The organism is Corynebacterium amycolatum SK46, assembly GCF_000173655.1.
GTDB classification, from domain to species: Bacteria; Actinomycetota; Actinomycetes; order Mycobacteriales; family Mycobacteriaceae; genus Corynebacterium; species Corynebacterium amycolatum_A.
The window spans coordinates 19,546-35,260 of record NZ_ABZU01000008.1 but is presented as its reverse complement, the minus strand read 5'-3'; the positions used below and the strand labels follow the sequence as shown (position 1 = coordinate 35,260).

The window sequence follows — 15,715 nt, the reverse complement described above, 5'->3', positions numbered from 1 at the left end:
ACTAACTAGACGGTCAGCACAATCTTGCCGCTGACCGCGCCGCTGTCGAGCAGCTCGTGGGCCTTGGCTGCGTCGCGCATATCCATGACCTCATGAATTTGAGGGGTGACGGTGCCGTCGGCAAGCATTGGCCAGATGGTGTCCTCTGTGGCGTTGACGATGCGAGCCTTGTCAGCGAGATCGCGGTAGCGCAGGCCGGTGGCGGTAATGGAGCCGCGCTTGCTCAGCAGGCGGCCGATGTTGAGCTCGCCCTTAACGCCGCCCTGCATGCCGATGATGACCAGGTGGCCGTCCTTCGCCAGAGCCTTGACGTTTCGGTCGAGGTACTTTGCGCCCATGATGTCCAGAATGACATTGGCGCCGCCTTCAGCTGCAACGATTTCCGCGAAGTCCTCTTCCTTGTAGTTGATGAGGATGTCGGCGCCGAGCTCCTTGCACTTAGCCAGCTTCTCCGCTGAACCGGCGGTGACTGCGACGCGAGCGCCGAGTCGCTTGGCCATCTGAATAGCGAAAGTGCCGATGCCTCCCGCGCCACCGTGGACCAGCAGCAGGTCGCCTTCCTTTAGGCCGGCAATCATCACGACATTCGAGAACACCGTGCAGGCAACCTCGACGATGGATGCGGCCTCGGTGAAGGAGTAGCCATGTGACAGGGGGAGAATCTGGCCGGCCGGGACTGCGACCTTTTCGGCGTAAGCGCCACCGGAGAGAAGGCAGCAGACCTCGTCGCCGACCTTCCAGCCCTGAGAGTCACCCTTGACCTCTTCAATGACACCCGCGCACTCCAGGCCGAGGGTGTCGGTCACGCCTTTCGGTGGCGGGTAGTGGCCAGCGGCCTGCAGCAGGTCAGCGCGATTTACGCCAGCGGCCTTGACCTTGACCAGCACCTGCCCATCCTCGAGAGTCGGTTCCGGAGCATCGGCCCATTCCAGGGCGCGGGGGTTGGAAAGATCAGTCTGAATGATTGCCTTCATAGTCTTCAAAGGTAATGCAAAAACTGGTTATGCACGCGGTATTTCAAGCTCTTTTGCAATTAGCAAAAATAGTTATGTCTGTAGAGGTGGATGCTTGGGGTGTGGTTTGGGAAGAGGGGCTAGTGAAAGGTTTAGCGAAAGGTGCTGGCAAGGGGTGCTATGAGGGCGTTTGCTGCCTTACGGCGGTATGCGGTTATGATGTTGGCGTTGGAAGTATGGCAGAGCGGCCGAATGCACTGGTCTTGAAAACCAGCGAGGGTCACACCTCCGGGGGTTCAAATCCCCCTGCTTCCGCAGATAGAAACCCTCGGTAGTTGTTCTACCGGGGGTTTCTTCATTTCTCTTAAAAGGGCGAGTTACAGAACGTAAACCCCCGGTCGCATGTGGTCGGGGGGTCGTGTGTCCGAAATCTGCCACACGTAATTTTACGGAGGTAATTTAATTGCGTCGGCCAATGTGTACTGTGGCCTGAAACAATACGGGCGAATTGCCAAAACCGGTAAGCTCGGTCTTGCTGTAATACAAACCCTGCGTCATACTGGCGGACGGTATTGAGGGAAAAGGTCGAACAATGGCAACGAATCGGAGCAACCACTCGGACGACTCGTTCGGTGAGTGGAGCATAAATCCGTACACGTCAGATGATCAACCCTCCGCAGATACGCCGGCAAATGCGTGGAGCGCTGTGGATGGGGCACAGCGGGAGCAGCCTGAACCATACCGCCCCGCCCCCTATGTTCCAGGTCCGCAAGCTGGTCCGGCTGCCGCGCCGCGCAATGACAACAAGGGGCTGACCATCGCGGTTATTGTCCTAGCACTCGTTGCGGTCGCTCTCTTAGTCGGCGCAATGGCTTACTTCTACTTCTCCGATTCGAAGGGAGCGAATTCGGCCGACAGCAACTCGTCCCAGTCGGTTCAGTCTGCTAGTGCTGAGGATTCCTCCACCTCGTCGACCGCTGAGCAAAAGCGTCGCGCTGAAGGGTTCCAGCCGCCATCGAATTGGCGTCACTGCTCCGGCTCAGGAGATCCGGGTGATTTGAACTTGGTATATGCAGAAGATGTCGGCGGTAACACGACGACCTGTCAGTTTGCCACCAACGTGCGCAATTCCTTCGTTGAGCAGTATCAACTTACGAAGAAGCTCAACGGTACTGTCACCGCTAGCAGCCCAACAACTGGCAAGACTTACACCATGACCTGCCGCGATAACGGTGAGGTTGTCACTTGCACTGGCGGTACGAATGCGACGGTGCACATTGTCTAAACGTCTCCGAGTAGCTCTGGCCGCAACCGCCGTCGTCACGCTCGGCCTGAGCGCCTGCACCATCGGCACCGACTCGGCGGACATGCCATCGCCGACGCTGTCCAATTCGCTTGACGACGGCCCCGGCGGCGCATCCTCCGACGGGAAAGTTGTGCCCGGTGAAATGCCTCGCGAAGTTGTCGAGGCCGTGAAGTCCGCGCAAAAGGAACTCGGTGGTTTGGCCGGCGCCGCTCTGGCAACGCCGGATAAGGATTCCGAAGTGGTTTCCACGGGTGACTTCAAAACGGGTCCGGCCTGGTCTACCTCCAAGGTGCCGATTGCGGTGGCTTATGTGCGCCAATCGGGCGTGGATGCGCAGGTGGAATCTGCAATCACGGTTTCCGATAACGATGCGGCTGAGTCCATGTGGTACTCCCTGGGCGATGATGCGACCGCTGGCGCGACCACCGACGAGATTCTCCGAGAGGGCCACGACACCCGCACCGTCATGGGCACTGACCGCATCCGCGCGGAATACACCGTCTTCGGGCAGACACAGTGGGATTTGCGCGACCAAGCCGTTTTCGGCGCCAATTTGCAGTGCATCGAGGCGGGCCCAAAGGTCGCTGACCTCATGGGGCAGATTGCCGACGAGCAGTCCTACGGCCTCGGACACATCCGCGGCGCCCACTTCAAGGGTGGTTGGGGCCCAGATGATGAAGGCGTCTACCTTGTGCGGCAGTTCGGCTATCTGCCGGGCAAGAAGCCGGGCACCTTCGTTGGTGTCGCTATCGCAGCCCAGCCTGACGACGGCACCTATGAGACCGGCCAGCAAATGCTTGACCGCATCGCAAAGGCGATTGAGCGCAGCGGTGGCGCGACCACCGGCCGCGCCGGTAGCTGCTAGCTGAGCGATAGCTGTTAGCGCTCGATCCCGAGCGCAGCCAGCAGCTGCGAGGTCTCTTCCTCAGTAGTGATGGTGATACGAGCACCTTCGCCGGCAAAGCAGCGGATGAGAATGTTGCGCTGCGCCAGGAAGTCACCGAGATCCGTGGTGGTGGCCACCGAGACGTCGTCAAGCAATGAGAGATCCGCGATCCGACCCTCGTCAATCCAAATGAAGTTGGCCTGCGAGTTCGGCAGCACCGTCTCGCGGCCGGTGGCGGCATTGATGGCCTCGGTGACAGCGACGCGCTGTGCACGGACCTCAGCGATGCGTGCGGAGAGCTCCTCTTGCGCGTCCAGCGACGCGAGCGCGGCGATCTGCGCGAGGGTGTTCACAGAGAAGGGGATGGCGACTTTATTCACGGCCTCCACAAGCTTCTCCGGACCGAACATGTAGCCCACACGAAGCCCGGCCAAACCGTAGACCTTGGAGAATGTGCGCAAACCGACCAGGTTGGGGTAGGTATCCAGCAACTCATGCGCCAACGGGGTGGCGGCATGAGTGGCCTCGTCCACCAGCTCGATGTAGGCCTCGTCGAGAGCGACTACAACATCGCCCGGAACCTGCGCCATAAACTCCGCGAATGCCTCGCGAGTGATGGTCGTGCCCGTTGGGTTGTTGGGATTACAGACGAAAACCAGACGTGTGCGGTCGGTGATCGCGGCAGCCATTGCTGAGAGGTCATTGCGACCCTGCGCATCCAGCGGCACCGGCACCGGAGTAGCCCCGGCGACGCGAGCGAGAATGGGGTAGGCCTCGAAGCTGCGCCACGGGAACACGACCTCATCCCCATCCGTGCAGGTGGCCTGCACGAGCTGCAGGCACAGAGCGGAGGAGCCGCAGCCGACCGCGACCTGCTCCATGGGTAGACCCAGGTGCTCGCCGAGCTTAATGCGCAGGTCAACCGCGCCCATGTCCGGGTAGCGGTTCGGGCTGGTGGTTGGGTCAGCGATGGTCTGCGAGATGGCCTTCACCACCGAGGGCAGTGGCGGTTGGGCCATTTCATTGGACGCGATCTTCAGCGCGCCGGGCACAGCCTTGCCCGGGACATAGGCCGGAACCTGCTCGAGGTCGGCGCGGGTTTTTGGCTGAACTGAAGATGCATCGTTGGTCATAGGCCTAACTGTAGAACATGGTCCGGATTGGGCAGTACAGAATCTCCGCAAAATCCCAAGGTATGGTCGCTATTTGTGGTGCCACTATTGGCGCCATTATTGGTGGCTCCGCGGGTGTTTTGCTTTTCAATTCTTGTGTTCTGTAGGATTGGCTGCGGTTATTTGGTCTCGTCCACGCAATGGCGAACAGCCTTGCTGAAGCGGGATTGATGCCAGTGGTTTTGGAGGCGTGCCAGAGCGGCCGAATGGGGCTCCCTGCTAAGGAGTTGCCTGTCTTGCGACGGGCCGGAGGTTCGAATCCTCTCGCCTCCGCCACACGCGCCCGTAGCTCAACGGATAGAGCATCTGACTACGGATCAGAAGGTTAGGGGTTCGAATCCCTTCGGGCGCACCATGTAGACCCGCACTTTATAGGTGCGGGTCTTTTTGTTTTTATTACCTGGCATTTATTACCTGGCATTGCAGCGCGAGCCGGGGCATTGCGGGGCGGGGCAGCGCGAGCCGGGGCATTGCGGGGCGGGGCAGCGCGGGGCGGGGCAGCGCGGTCCTTCACTTGTGGCCAGGGTTCGGTCACTTATCGATGGTTTCTCGTGACCTGTCGATGGTTTTGCGCCACTTATGCGCGCGCTGTGGGTGCTACGTGTGCACTTGTCGATGCGCTGTTCACTTGTGGCCAGGCTATAGCGAATCGATGGGTGAACTATGCATCGATAAGACAACGAACCAGCTCCCTTGCTTCAGCAACGCGCAGCAACAGGTAGCAACGTGCAACAACAGGCACCAACCCGGACCTGCCGCCCGACTCGCCGCCTCCCTGAGCCGCCACGGCCGTACCTCCAACACCCCCGCGCAGCCTTTGCCCGGCCGAATCCGATTAGCCTGGCCTTGTACTTGGTCAATCGGGGCTTCCGTCCCGCGCCGCCCCGCGCCGCCTCGCGCCCCTCGCACTCCGGGGGACATTTTCCTATCCTGAACAGTTGCAATAGACTTAGACCCCGGTTGCCCTCCCCGTATTTCGATAGGAGCCTTGATGGACGCCCGTCTAGCCGTTCGCCGTAAGCCCGAGTTCCGCAATGAGGAAGCTACGCTGCTGTCCTCGATCGGCCAGGACGGCGAGGTGGCAATCTACTATCTCTACGATGCTTTCGATGCGACGGAGGAGGATCTCGTCGCGCTGCGCGAGTCGGTAGTTGCTGATTCGCGTGTCGACGAGCTGGCCGAGCTCCCGGCCCCCGCCGAGCTGGGGAACTACCTTGCTGTCGAGCCGCTTCCTGGCCAGTACGACCAGCGCGCCGATGCCGCAGAGCAGGCCCTGCGCCTGCTCCGTCCGGAAACGCAGGCGCAGATCACCTCGGCAACACTGTATGTTTTCGACGCTCCGGTGAATGACGCTGTGCGCTCCTTCCTCATTAACCCGGTCGAGTCGGGGGAGAAGAACCTGAGCGTCCTGCGCCGTCCGAGCATGGGCGAGATTGAGCCGCTGAAGGAGTACCCGGGCTTCACCGAGCTGGATGACGAGGGCCTGGCCGAGCTGCTCGCATCCGATGGTATGGCCATGTCGCTGGCCGACCTGAAGACCATCCAGGATTACTTCCGCTCCGAGGGGCGCACTCCGACCGAGGTGGAGCTGTCCGCGCTGGATACCTACTGGTCGGACCACTGCCGCCACACCACCTTCAACACCGAGCTGACCTCCATCGAGAACAACGAGCCGCGCTTTGCCGCGCAGTTGGATCGCGCGCTGCGTCGCTACGACGAATTGCGTGAGCTCAACGGTCGTACTCACAAGCCACGCACCCTGATGGACATGGGCACCATCATGGGCCGCGAACTGCGTCGCACGGGCGTTATGGATGACCAGGAAGTTTCCGAGGAAATCAACGCCTGCTCTGTCTACGTCGACGTCGAGGGTGACGACCGCAAGTGGCTCCTCATGTTCAAGAACGAGACCCACAACCACCCGACCGAAATCGAGCCCTTCGGTGGTGCCTCCACCTGTCTAGGTGGCGCGATTCGCGATCCGCTGTCAGGTCGCTCCTGGGTCTACCAGGCCATGCGTCTGTCCGGCGCAGGTGACATCAACACTCCGCGCGAGCAGACCCTCGAGGGCAAGCTGCCGCAGCGCGATATTTCCTCTCGTGCCGCAGCTGGCTACTCCTCCTACGGCAACCAAATCGGTCTGGCCACCACCGGTGTGCGCGAGCTGGTCCACCCGGGATACGTCGCCAAGCGAATGGAACTCGGTGCCGTCGTCGCCGCTGTTCCGGCGGACAACGTCAAGCGCCTCGAACCTGCGCCGGGCGATGTCGTGATCATGCTCGGCGGCCGCACTGGCCGTGATGGCGTCGGCGGTGCGACCGGTTCGTCGAAGGCCCATGATGAGGACTCGCTGGGCCGCTCCGGCGCCGAGGTGCAGAAGGGTAACCCGGTCAACGAGCGCAAGATTCAGCGCCTGTTCCGCCGCGAGGACGTCGCCACCAAGATTGTCCGCTGTAATGACTTTGGTGCTGGTGGCGTGTCCGTTGCGGTCGGTGAGCTGGCTGATTCCATCGACATTCACCTCGAGCGTGTGCCGCTGAAGTACGCCGGTCTGAATGCCCGCGAGATTGCGATTTCCGAGTCCCAGGAGCGCATGGCGCTGGTCGTGCGCCCGGAGGACGCCGACTTCATCATCGCCGCCGCTGCCGAAGAGAACATCGAGGCCGTCGCGCTGGCCGACATCACCGACACCGGTCGTCTGCGGATGTTCATGGGCGACGAGGTCGTATTCGATCTCTCCCGTGAATTCATTGACACCAACGGTGCTGACCGCGCCCAGGACGTCGAGATGGTTGCCGCGGAGGGCGGCGTCGTGAAGCAGGCCCCGACGAGCGTGCTGGAGTCGCTGCGTGCGGCGACGGCGGGCTCCCAGGAGGGCATGATCGAGCAGTTCGACTCGACCGTCGGCCGCTCCACCGTGCTCATGCCGTACGGCGGTGCGGCGCAGAAGACCGACGAGCAGGCGTCGATCCAGACGCTGCCGGTCGATGGCGGGACGAGCACCGCGTCCGTCATGACCTGGGGTTACTCGCCATCGCTTGCCGACGAGTCCCCGTACCTCATGGGTTCCTACTCCGTCGTGGAGGCTCTGGCCAAGCTCGCAGCGGCCGGTGGCGATCCGCGCGGCGCCTGGCTGAGTGTGCAGGAATACTTCCAGCGCCTGGACCAGGACCCGCAGCGCTGGGGCGAGGTTACGCAGGCTCTGCTCGGCCTGCTCGAGGCTCAGGACGGCTTCCAGGTTGCGGCTATTGGCGGTAAGGACTCCATGTCCGGCACCTACGGTGAGGACCTGCACGTGCCGGCGACCCTGGTGACCTTCGCAGTTGCCGCGATGGACGAGACCGATGCCGTGTCCGCTGCAATCCCGGCCGGTAACTTCGACCTCTACCTGTTTGCGCACAAGCCGCTCGGGTCAGGGGAACCGAACTACGAGCAGCTCAACGAACTGTTTGCTGCTGTGCGCGAGCTGCGTCCGGCTGCGGCCTCGGCTGTTGCCAATGCAGATTTGGCTGCGACCTTGGTGAACATGGCTGTGGGCAATGGCGTGGGCCTGGGCGTGGTCCTGGAGGCATCCCTTCCGGAGGCTCCGCTGGGCTCCATTGTCGTCGCTGTTCCGGCTGGTCAGGTTGTTGATGGGGTCGTTGAGGGTGCTGTGAAGATTGGTACCGCCGACGAGTCGGGCACGCTGCGATTCGGTGAGGAGTCCTTCACTGTCGCCGAGGCCCTGGAGGCAATGGAGTCCGGTTACCGTGAGGTCTTCCCGCTCAATGACGATGAGGGCGAGGCCCTGCCGGAGTTCGCTACCCAGGTCAGTGCCACCGAGACCGCCCTGCAGAGCCCGGGGAAGAAGGATGTCCACGTGCTGCTGCCGGTCTTCCCGGGTACCAACTCCGAGTACGACATGGCCGAGGCATTCGCCGCAGCGGGCGCTACCTACGAGTTCCACGTGATCCGCAATCTGACCCCGGCGATGCTGGCGGAGGATACGAAGGTGTTTATCGAGAAGCTTCAGGACGCCGACATCCTGGCATTCTCCGGTGGCTTCTCCCTGGGTGACGAGCCGGACGGATCCGCCAAGTTCATCGCCGCGTTCCTGCGTTCCGACGACGTCGCAGCCGCCGTCAAGGAATTCGTGGCCGGCAATGGTCTTGTGCTCGGTATTTGTAACGGTTTCCAGGCGCTGGTCAAGTCCGGCTTCCTGCCGTACGGCGACCCGGCGCAGCTCCGCGAGGACTCGCCGACCCTGGCCCACAACCGCCAGCTGCGTCACGTTTCGCGTATCGCTACCACTCGCGTCGCGACCGTGGATTCCCCGTGGCTGCGTGGCTTCAAGCCAGGCCAGACCCACCTCATGCCGGTTTCTCACGGTGAGGGCCGTTTTGTGGTTTCCGAGGACGAGGCCCGCCGCCTGTTCGAAGCCGGTCAGGTCGCTTTCCAGTACGTCGATGCCGACGGCGTGCCGACGATGACAGCGCCAGCCAACCCGAACGGTTCCTCCTACGCCATTGAGGGCATTGTCAGTGCTGACGGCAGGATTCTGGGCAAGATGGGCCACCCAGAGCGTTTCCGCGAGGGCCTGATGCGCAACATTCCGGGCATTGGTGAGCAGGACATCTTCGGCAACGCTGTCCGCTGGGTCCGCGGCGAGTAGAACTGGCCTGGTGCTGTGCGGCGGATAGCCTCCGCCGCACACAGCTAACGCTGCCACCCGCAGCGATAGCGGGTGGCGCAGTTGCAGCATAAGACTCTTTCTGGATTGCCCGGAATGCGTCTCTGAACAGCGGATTTTGTAAAACTTCGCAGGATGAGTAAAGTATCTATTCGTTGCAGGGGCCAAGGGAGTCACCCGGAGTCACTGAATAACAACAAAATGCGCCCGTAGCTCAACGGATAGAGCATCTGACTACGGATCAGAAGGTTAGGGGTTCGAATCCCTTCGGGCGCACAATGCAGACCCGCACCGATAAGGTGCGGGTCTTTTTGTCTGCCCGACTTATCGATGGTTTTCCGGCACTTATGCGCGCGGTATTGGCACTGCCTGCGCTCATGTCGATGAGCTATTCACTTGTGGCCAGGCTATAGCTCATCGATATGTGAATACCTCATCGATGAGTGAACACCACCCACGAGCCACCCGCATCCGCAAACCCCAAACCCCAAACCCCAGCGCCTTAGTATTCGAAGCATCTCAAACTCGCAATATCCGCCTAACGGTCTACACTGTGGAACCATGATTCGTACTGAGTCCATTCTTGACCTAGCTACCGTAGCCTCGGGACAGTCCCACGCCGACGCCCTACAGGGCTCCATCAATTTGGCGCAGACAGCGGAAAAGGCTGGTTATCAGCGTATTTGGTACGCAGAGCACCATAATATGAACTCCATCGCGTCCTCGTCGCCGGCAGTTCTTATCGCAGCCGTGGCTGCAAAAACCGAGAGCATCACCCTCGGCTCTGGTGGCGTCATGCTGCCGAATCATGCACCGCTGACGGTTGCGGAGCAGTTCGGCACGCTCGCGAATCTGTACCCGGATCGCATTGAGCTGGGGCTTGGTCGCGCGCCGGGCACGGACCAGGCCACTATGCGTGCGCTGCGGCGTGACCCGCGCTCTTCCGATTCCTTCCCGCAGGATGTGCAGGAGTTGCGCGGTTACCTCTCCGATGAGTCGCTGATTAAGGGCATCAACGCAATTCCGGGTCGCGGCACCCATGTGCCGCTGTACATCCTGGGCTCCTCGCTCTTTGGTGCTCAGCTCGCAGCGGCGCTCGGCTTGCCGTACGCATTTGCTTCGCACTTCGCGCCGGACGCACTCCTCGATGCGATCGCGGTCTACCGCGAGCAGTTCCGGCCCTCTGAGCAGCTGGATAAGCCGTACGCTTTTGCGGCCATGAATGTCATTGCGTCGGAAAGCGAAGAGGACGCGCAGCAGCAGTACTTCGCTACCCGCAGGAACATGGTCAGGCGGTTCCTCAGCCGCGGTGGGCATCACCTCACCGACGATGAGGCGGAGATTCTGATGGATACTCCGCAGGGGCGTCAGGTGCAGAATATGTTCCGTCACACGGCGGTCGGCACGGTGGCGCAGGTGCGTGAGCAGATTGCGCAGTTCGGTGAGTTCTCGACGGCGGATGAGCTGATTGTGGCTCATCAATCGCTGAAGGTTCCTGACCGACTGCGTTCGGTGGAACTCACCGCAGAGGCCGCAGGACTGACCGCGTAAGGCTCCAGGCCCCCGGTGCCCCCGATGCGCGCGGCCTTAAACTGACCCGCTTACTCCACCGCAGCCAGCGGCAGCGCCTTTTCGCTGGCAAGCTGCATGATTTCGGCGTTGGTGCGCTCGCCGAGGAAGGCTGCAAGCTCCTCGCGGCTACTCGCCCCCGTGGCCTCGGTCAGGGCGGCGGCAAAGTGCGGCTCCAGCGCCGCCACGGCCACATAACCGTCGGCGCTGGGGTAGAGACCATACGTCCACAGGCCGCCACCGAGTAGTCCGCCGGGTGCCGTCATGCCGTACTTCAGCGGCGCGGCCCCGGCCTCGCCCGCCTGCTTCAGGCCAATGCGGCAGTGCAGGCCAGGCTGCTTTACGACGTCCACACCCGCACCCGCCCGCTTAATCAACCCGGCAAGGGCAGCGGTGACCGCCAAGTGTGCGCCCAGGATGTCGCCCAACAACACCGACGGCATGGCTGGAGGCGTGAGGGTTCCGGCCTCCGCCTGGTAAGTCAGGTCATGGCCAGGTGTTTCTGGAGCGTCGGTGTCACCGACGATGTCAATATGCACCGGGCCATTCGGGCGTTCGTGGAGCCCCGCCAGACCCATGCGCTCCAGCGCGGAGGGGCGAACCGAGGTGATGACCACATCGGCCTCATCGATCAGCGAGCTCAGCTGTGCGCGGCCCTCATCGCTCTTTAGGTCCGCCTGGATAATCTCGTGACCTGCGGACATAGCTTCATACCAGGGGCGGCCGAAGGCACCGAGGGGGTCGCCTGTGGGTGGTTCGACCTTAATCACCCGGGCACCTAGCCGACCCAAGTACTGAGCGGCCAGTGGCCCCGGAACGTTAATGGCGAAGTTGACGACAGTGATGCCTGCGAGGCTGGTGTGCAGCTCGGGGGAAAACATAGTTCCACACTAGAACACATCTACCTGCCCGCCGACGCTTTCGGCCAACTTCAACTGGTTGATCCAATCGCCCTCGCCGACGCGCAGTCGGAAAATCGGGCGGTGAGCGGGGCGGGCCTCGTAGCGAACACGGGCAATCTGGCCGATTTTGGCCAGGTCCATAGCGGTTCCCTCGGTGGCCAACTGGGTGCGCGCGGCGGTGAGGCGCTCGATCACGTCGTCAAGCGCGGCGAGCACGGGTTCGGTGTTGTTCTCACACCAGGACATGACCATGTCGGGAGCGGCAGCGGCGACGCGAGTGCAGTCGCGGAAAGAGCCAGCTGCAAGCGAAATGGCCAGGGGGCCACCGGCTTCCCCAGCGGCGGCAATTGCGTAGGCCGCCAGGTGTGGCATGTGGGAGATGCGGGCGACGCTGGCATCGTGGTGATCGCTCAGCGCTGGAATGAGCTGACTGCCAAGAGCTGCTCCCAGGTTGGCGACCTGCGAAAAGACCTCAATCCAGCGCTCCGGGACGGGCTTTCCCGCAGCGTCGGCAGCAGCTGCCAGGTCGTAGGTGATGACCCAGGGGGCGCCGTCGAAAAGCCCTTCGAGCGTGGCGGACCAGCCCGCCTGCGCGGAACCCGCCATTGGGTGCGCGCCGACGAAGCGTTCCTCCATCCCGCGCGCGGAGACCTCGGCGGCGACGGCCGCCTTCACGGAGACCACATCCGTGATGCCACAGCTGGGGGCGTGCTCGTTGATGGCATCCAGCATTGTGCCGACGGCCGTCATGGGGGTGCCGATCACGATGAGCGCGCGGCTGGCCTCAGCACGTTCGAGCGTGGCTTGAAGATTTGTACTGGCGTCGAATCCCTCCTTCGTGGCCTCCTCGACCGTCGTGGACGAGCGATTCCAACCGAAGCATTCGACGTTATGGGCCCGCAGGTCGCGCATCATGGAGCCACCGATGAGGCCCAAACCGAGGATGCATACCGCGGGTAGTTGTGCAGCTGACAGGGAGGACGAAGCAGGGGAGGGGGACTCGAAATTGCTCACCTGACAAGCATGACATACAGCGACTAGCGTTGTGGGTTATGAGCACGACCTTTTCCGGAGGGTACACCTCCGATGACGACCGCTCCTTCGCGGTTGCCGTAACTATGGGGGAGCGCGGTTGGCGCGTCGTCGACCTCGGGGACGACGCCACCGATTCCCTCGCTGATGCCGCACAGGCGCTGCGCAATCTGCGTTCGGAACGCGCTGCTGTCGGAATGCTCAATATCGACGACGACTACTTCATTCTTGTGCGCCAGGGCGTTGGGTCGCTGCGCGTTGTGCTTTCCGACGCTACCGCTGCCGTGACCGATGACATTGCGGCAGATGTGTTCGACGAGCTGGATCTGGATATCCCCGACCTCGACGAGGACGAGCTCGACGATGTCGACGCCTGGGCCGAAGGAGACATGGATATCCTCGCTGACCTGGGCTGTTCGGAGGAAGCCCTGGAGTCCATCTGTGACGATCAGTCGCTGTGGGCGTCCGAGCAGCTTCTGGCCATTGCCGAGGAGTTGGGGTGTGCCGAGGAGCTCGCCGATGTCGCCGACCTGGACTACGACGGCGACGATGATGACTACGACCCCTATGACGACTAACCCTGACAAAGGTCATTTGCCCGAGCGGCCAAGCGCCCTGCCCCGTCGAAAACAGGACATTCTCGACGAAGAGTGGATGCGCCTGGCTATCGCCGAAGCTGCTCACACGGCACCCGGGGATGTGCCGGTGGGAGCTGTGGTCGTGGATGCCGAGGGCAAGGTTGTGGGCCGGGGCTCGAACCGTCGGGAAGCTGATGGTGACCCGCTTGCCCACGCCGAAGTCATTGCGTTGCGCGAGGCCACCCGCGCTGTTGGTGACGGCTGGCGGCTGGAGCAGTGCACGTTGGTCGTGACGCTGGAGCCGTGCGTGATGTGCGCCGGTGCGTGCGTCATGGGGCGCGTGGGGCGTGTGGTCTTCGGCGCGTGGTCGCCCAAGACCGGCGCGTGCGGCTCTATCGCCGATGTCATCCGTGATCCCGCCCACGCATTCACGCCGCAGGTGCGCGGGGGTGTGCTTGCCGACGAATGCTCCGTTTACCTGCGGGAATTCTTCGAACGGCAACGGCAGTCGGGAACGTGAGCGGGGTCACAGTTAGGTCACAATTCCCGTCGTGTCCGTGACGGGCCTTCTTTTTCACGTACCGTCGGAACTAGTGGAGCTGCTAGACGGTGGCTCTAGAGAATAGATAAGTCGTTTACATAGGAGGCTTACATAATGAGCGAGCTGCAGAACAAGGCCGACGAGTTGGGCGGCAAGGTTAAGGAAGCTGCTGGCGACGCCGTTGGCAACGACGACCTGGCAAACCAGGGCAAGGGCGAGCAGGCTGCTTCGAAGGTCAAGCAGGGTGCTGAGGACCTGAAGGACAAGGCTACTGAGACCCTGGGCAAGCTGACTGACAAGTAAAGCGCTTAGTTCTCGGGTAGAGATAACCCCAACCGTCTCCGCGTCTGATATGCGGAGGCGGTTGGGGTTCTTTGTGTTTCGATGGCCGGCTGCCAGCGTTGGGGCTGGCTACAGCTTCTGAGCCACCAGGTCATCCAGTGGTTCGGCGGACAGTAGGTACGGGGCGATCTCGAAGACGGTACGGGCACCGGACTCGCCAGCCTGCTTCAGACGGTAGGCAGCGCGACCGTAGGCAACCTGGACAGCTGCGGTGAAGTCGGGGTTGCGATCCAGGTCGAGGCCGAACTCGATGACGTGACCGGACGTACCGGCCTGGCCGCGGGTAATGACCTGGCCACCGTGCGGCATGCCCTGGTGGTTGCGGTCGAACTCCTCCTCGGAGATGAAGTCCACGATGGTCTCGTAAGGGGCAAAGTAATCCGGCATGGTCACGATGGTTTCGCGGATCTGCTCCTTGAGCTTGGCATCCTCGTCGGCGTTGCCGGTCTCTTCAGCGACGACGAAGCAGTGGCGCAGGTGGCACTCGTTGCCCTTCAGGTCTGCGCCCTCGCCCTTCTTCACGGCCTTGATAGCTTCCGGGTTCGGCTTGGTGTACTGGACACCCTTCTTCACTCCCGGCACACGACGCACGGCATCGGAGTGGCCCTGCGACAGACCCGGTCCCCAGAAAGTCATCTGGTCTGCGCCCGGCAGGATGGCAGCGCCCAGGACCCGGTTCAGGGAGAACAGGCCCGGATCCCAACCGGTCGAGATCATGGCGATGTTGTTACCCTCGCGGGCGGCGGCCTCCATGGCCGCGCGGTGCTTCGGAATCTCGTGGTGGTTGTCGTAGGTGTCGACCGTCGTAAAGTTCTTTGCCAGGTCAGGAGCCTGCTCCGGGACATCGGTGGCCGAGCCGAGGCACACGAACAGCACGTCTACCTCATCCTTATACTTTTCGACATCCGCCGCCGGGAGTACGCGGGCCTCGGTGTCCAGCGAATCGCGACGGGAGAAAACGCCGACGAGTTCCATGTCCGGCTGGTCAGCAATGACCTTTTCGACGCTGCGGCCCAAATTGCCGTAGCCGATGATGGCGGAACGAATCATGAGGGAGAACCCTTTCTGTGCGGCTGTACTTCTGTATCTAAGTTTCTAGATTTCAAGCTACAGACTATTCCTTCATATCTCAGCGGGCGTTGGCCACCCCGAATAGCGCGGTGGAGGGTTGACGGGCTTGGGGCGGCGCAGGTTGTAGTGCGGCGCGTACGGCTTGGCGAAGGCCTGGCCCCTCTGACCTGGGGATTTGGTAGATAAAGGGGCTACCTGTAACGTTTTCTAGCGGTGACGTGTCCGAGCGGCCGAAGGTGAAGCACTCGAAATGCTTTGTGCGGTAACCCCGTACCGAGGGTTCAAATCCCTCCGTCACCGCCAATAAACCCCCGGTGGTTCCTTTAAGTAGGAGCACCGGGGGTTTTGCATTTAATCGGCCCAGATTGTCTGGGGGCGGTGGGAGTGTGGGAGGTGTCCGTCGTAAAGCGGCAAATGGGGAGGCGCCCGACCTGGAGCGCCTAAATCACAAAAATAACATCAGTAACACACACCCCATTGTTCACGTTTATCCGGGAAGTCCGCTACTCTTAGCAAAAGTATTTCCGGTTTTTATGTCGTGCCCGCCCCCAATGACCGTGTCAGCGCCAGAGTTGATGTTGGCCAATCCGGGGTGGTCGCTAGCATCGGAGTAGCGAAGAGGCTTCAAACTGCAGGTGAAGTACGAGAGAGTGCTTGGTTAGCGCGAACTTGGGGAAGCTGCAGTTGGGGCGGT

At 61.9% G+C, this 15,715-nt stretch carries 12 protein-coding genes and 5 tRNA genes; 12 read left to right on the top strand and 5 right to left on the bottom strand.

Annotation, left to right across the window (positions count from 1 at the left end; all coding sequences use genetic code 11):
- Nucleotides 1–5: 5 nt before the first annotated feature.
- The gene (locus CORAM0001_RS06480; RefSeq protein ID WP_005510945.1) at nucleotides 6–974 is read right to left on the bottom strand and encodes an NAD(P)H-quinone oxidoreductase; all 969 of its coding nucleotides are present in this window, start codon (nucleotides 972–974) and stop codon (nucleotides 6–8) included.
- Nucleotides 975–1,183: 209 nt separating this feature from the next.
- On the opposite strand from CORAM0001_RS06480, the gene CORAM0001_RS06475 reads away from it, so the two are divergent.
- The 3 genes from CORAM0001_RS06475 to CORAM0001_RS06465 all read left to right on the top strand — a co-directional run bounded on the left by CORAM0001_RS06475 (nucleotide 1,184) and on the right by CORAM0001_RS06465 (nucleotide 3,124).
- Nucleotides 1,184–1,268: transfer RNA gene (locus tag CORAM0001_RS06475), tRNA-Ser, on the top strand.
- Between the two features lie 277 nt (nucleotides 1,269–1,545).
- A complete protein-coding gene (locus CORAM0001_RS06470) occupies nucleotides 1,546–2,238 on the top strand; it encodes a hypothetical protein (RefSeq protein ID WP_081451105.1) in 693 nt (230 codons plus the stop codon).
- Nucleotides 2,231–3,124, top strand: coding sequence for a hypothetical protein (locus CORAM0001_RS06465; protein WP_005510917.1), 894 nt, complete (start codon nucleotides 2,231–2,233; stop codon nucleotides 3,122–3,124). Before CORAM0001_RS06470 ends, CORAM0001_RS06465 begins: the two co-directional genes overlap by 8 nt.
- Before the next feature lie 14 nt (nucleotides 3,125–3,138).
- Here CORAM0001_RS06465 and CORAM0001_RS06460 read toward each other — a convergent pair whose 3' ends face one another.
- Nucleotides 3,139–4,278: a histidinol-phosphate transaminase gene (locus CORAM0001_RS06460; RefSeq protein ID WP_005510951.1), complete on the bottom strand. Its 1,140-nt coding sequence runs from the start codon at nucleotides 4,276–4,278 to the stop codon at nucleotides 3,139–3,141.
- 223 nt (nucleotides 4,279–4,501) lie between these two features.
- Here CORAM0001_RS06460 and CORAM0001_RS06455 point away from each other — a divergent pair.
- The 5 genes from CORAM0001_RS06455 to CORAM0001_RS06435 all read left to right on the top strand — a co-directional run bounded on the left by CORAM0001_RS06455 (nucleotide 4,502) and on the right by CORAM0001_RS06435 (nucleotide 10,537).
- A tRNA-Ser gene (locus tag CORAM0001_RS06455) sits at nucleotides 4,502–4,593 on the top strand.
- 3 nt (nucleotides 4,594–4,596) lie between these two features.
- A tRNA-Arg gene (locus tag CORAM0001_RS06450) sits at nucleotides 4,597–4,672 on the top strand.
- Between the two features lie 636 nt (nucleotides 4,673–5,308).
- Nucleotides 5,309–8,968 (top strand): phosphoribosylformylglycinamidine synthase, encoded by a 3,660-nt coding sequence (locus CORAM0001_RS06445; protein WP_005510852.1) that lies wholly within the window; start codon nucleotides 5,309–5,311, stop codon nucleotides 8,966–8,968.
- 221 nt (nucleotides 8,969–9,189) lie between these two features.
- Nucleotides 9,190–9,262, top strand: a tRNA-Arg gene (locus CORAM0001_RS06440).
- Between the two features lie 285 nt (nucleotides 9,263–9,547).
- Nucleotides 9,548–10,537 (top strand): LLM class flavin-dependent oxidoreductase, encoded by a 990-nt coding sequence (locus CORAM0001_RS06435; protein ID WP_005510857.1) that lies wholly within the window; start codon nucleotides 9,548–9,550, stop codon nucleotides 10,535–10,537.
- A gap of 50 nt (nucleotides 10,538–10,587) precedes the next feature.
- On the opposite strand, the gene CORAM0001_RS06430 is transcribed toward CORAM0001_RS06435, so the two are convergent.
- Entirely contained in the window at nucleotides 10,588–11,436 is an 849-nt protein-coding gene (locus CORAM0001_RS06430) for a CoA transferase (protein ID WP_005510853.1), read from the bottom strand.
- A gap of 9 nt (nucleotides 11,437–11,445) precedes the next feature.
- Nucleotides 11,446–12,471: a prephenate dehydrogenase gene (locus tag CORAM0001_RS06425; protein WP_005510941.1), complete on the bottom strand. Its 1,026-nt coding sequence runs from the start codon at nucleotides 12,469–12,471 to the stop codon at nucleotides 11,446–11,448.
- A gap of 38 nt (nucleotides 12,472–12,509) precedes the next feature.
- Here CORAM0001_RS06425 and CORAM0001_RS06420 point away from each other — a divergent pair, with 38 nt between their 5' ends.
- The 3 genes from CORAM0001_RS06420 to CORAM0001_RS06410 all read left to right on the top strand — a co-directional run bounded on the left by CORAM0001_RS06420 (nucleotide 12,510) and on the right by CORAM0001_RS06410 (nucleotide 13,911).
- On the top strand, nucleotides 12,510–13,067 hold the full coding sequence (locus CORAM0001_RS06420) for a tRNA adenosine deaminase-associated protein (RefSeq protein WP_005510946.1): 558 nt from the start codon (nucleotides 12,510–12,512) through the stop codon (nucleotides 13,065–13,067).
- Nucleotides 13,068–13,143: 76 nt separating this feature from the next.
- Complete coding sequence (locus tag CORAM0001_RS06415; protein WP_005510864.1) at nucleotides 13,144–13,587, top strand: nucleoside deaminase; 444 nt, start codon at nucleotides 13,144–13,146, stop codon at nucleotides 13,585–13,587.
- A gap of 135 nt (nucleotides 13,588–13,722) precedes the next feature.
- Entirely contained in the window at nucleotides 13,723–13,911 is a 189-nt protein-coding gene (locus tag CORAM0001_RS06410) for a CsbD family protein (protein WP_005510930.1), read from the top strand.
- A 108-nt stretch (nucleotides 13,912–14,019) separates the two neighbouring features.
- Here the strand turns inward: CORAM0001_RS06410 and CORAM0001_RS06405 are convergent, their stop codons facing one another.
- On the bottom strand, nucleotides 14,020–15,000 hold the full coding sequence (locus CORAM0001_RS06405; RefSeq protein WP_005510907.1) for a diaminopimelate dehydrogenase: 981 nt from the start codon (nucleotides 14,998–15,000) through the stop codon (nucleotides 14,020–14,022).
- Between the two features lie 233 nt (nucleotides 15,001–15,233).
- Here CORAM0001_RS06405 and CORAM0001_RS06400 point away from each other — a divergent pair.
- Nucleotides 15,234–15,324: transfer RNA gene (locus CORAM0001_RS06400), tRNA-Ser, on the top strand.
- The last annotated feature ends 391 nt before the right edge of the window (nucleotides 15,325–15,715 follow it).